General features: G+C 66.9%; 2 protein-coding genes. One reads left to right on the top strand and one right to left on the bottom strand.

What is annotated here, in order from left to right:
• The first annotated feature begins 139 nt into the window (after positions 1–139).
• On the top strand, positions 140–631 hold the full coding sequence (locus OTB19_RS42885; RefSeq protein WP_267804281.1) for a TrmO family methyltransferase domain-containing protein: 492 nt from the start codon (positions 140–142) through the stop codon (positions 629–631).
• Positions 632–783: 152 nt separating this feature from the next.
• Here OTB19_RS42885 and OTB19_RS42880 read toward each other — a convergent pair whose 3' ends face one another.
• On the bottom strand, positions 784–1,206 hold the full coding sequence (locus OTB19_RS42880; protein ID WP_267804280.1) for an ATP-binding protein: 423 nt from the start codon (positions 1,204–1,206) through the stop codon (positions 784–786).
• Positions 1,207–1,353: the final 147 nt, after the last annotated feature.

Raw genomic sequence — 1,353 nt, 5'->3', positions numbered from 1 at the left:
ACCAGAAAGAACCTCGGAGAACCCGCCACCGGGACGGCCACCCGGGATACCGGCCTGCCCGAATCCGGAAACCCACCACAAAAGCAATCACACCGCGTGATCAAAGATCACGCGGTGGATCGAGGATCAGGGGGACCTCGTGTCCGAGCAGACTTTCACCTACACGCCTGTCGCCACGGTTATCGGCGGCCACACCACGCCCCTGGATGACTATCAGGGAGGCGCCCAGGCCATCATCCGTCTTAACGCCGACTTCCCCGAAGAAGTCCTCCAGGGAATCGAGGAGTTCTCGCATCTGGTGGTTACATGGCCCTTCACCCTGGCCTCCCCCACCGATGTGGAGCTCCACGCCCGCAGCCCCCGGGGGAACCCCCGCTGGCCTGCCACCGGTACGTTCGTCCACCGCAACCACCGCAGGCCAGCGCAACTGGCCACGTCCTTCCCCCGCCTGCTCAGCGTGGACGGACTGGACCTGCACGTCACCGATCTCGATGCCGTCGACGGCACCCCTGTGATCGACCTTGCCCCCTACTTCCCGCAGATGGGCCCCCGCGGCACGGTCACCGTCCCCGCCTGGCCCGGCGAGATGCTCACCGACTACTGGGCCAACCACAGCGACCGTCCCGTGTGAGTTGGAGGGCCGGCGGATTCGTGAGCAAGGTCTGCTGCTCATGAGCGCCGTCCGAGCAGTTCGTCGTATCGGTGGGAAGGCCTTCGTCCCGCCTGCGCCTAGTGCTGGACATCCGGCCGAGGGCTGCAGTCGGGTGTCTGGGCCGGTGTGGGTCAGCACGCGCGCACCTGTCCGGCTAGCTGTGCCGTTTTGAACAGCGTCCAGACGACCTTGCCGCTGGGCCTACGGTCCTCGACGCCCCAGCAGTCGGACAGCAATGCGACGATCTGCAGGCCCCGGCCGGTGGTGTCAGTCTCGCCCGCATACGCGATCTCGGGTTCGCGGCGGTGGCGGGGACGACTGTCGTGCACTTCCACGCGTACGAAGTCCTCGTTGGCGTCCAACTTCACGACGAAGCCGTGCTCGGTGTAGCTCCCGTGGGCCAGGGCGTTCGAGGCGAGCTCGGAGACGCAGAGCCGGATGTCCTCGGTGGCGCCGTGAAAGCCCCACGAGCTCAGGGTCGTGACGGCAAACTCCCTGGCCAGGCCGACCGACTCGGGCCGAGGGTCGAAGAACTTCTGCTTCGCATCGAGCATCGGGGCCTCACGTCTCGGTATCTAGTGCTGCACCGCGAAAGTTCGTGGAGGGGGGTTGGGCCGGTCAGGCCGGGCTGCCGAGGTAGAGGGTGCCGGCGCAGGTAAGGCAGTCCTCGGGACTGCCGATGGGGAGGCCGGTGGGGAGGA

It is taken from the genome of Streptomyces sp. H27-H5 (genome assembly GCF_026627505.1).
GTDB lineage: Bacteria > Actinomycetota > Actinomycetes > Streptomycetales > Streptomycetaceae > Streptomyces.
Note: the sequence above shows the minus strand (reverse complement) of the source record. Positions and strands in the feature narration are given on the sequence as shown.

Excerpts from the sequence above, each read along its gene's own strand:
- OTB19_RS42880 (WP_267804280.1), bottom strand. The coding sequence starts at position 1,206 with ATGCTCGATGCGAAGCAGAAGTTCTTCGACCCTCGGCCCGAGTCGGTC.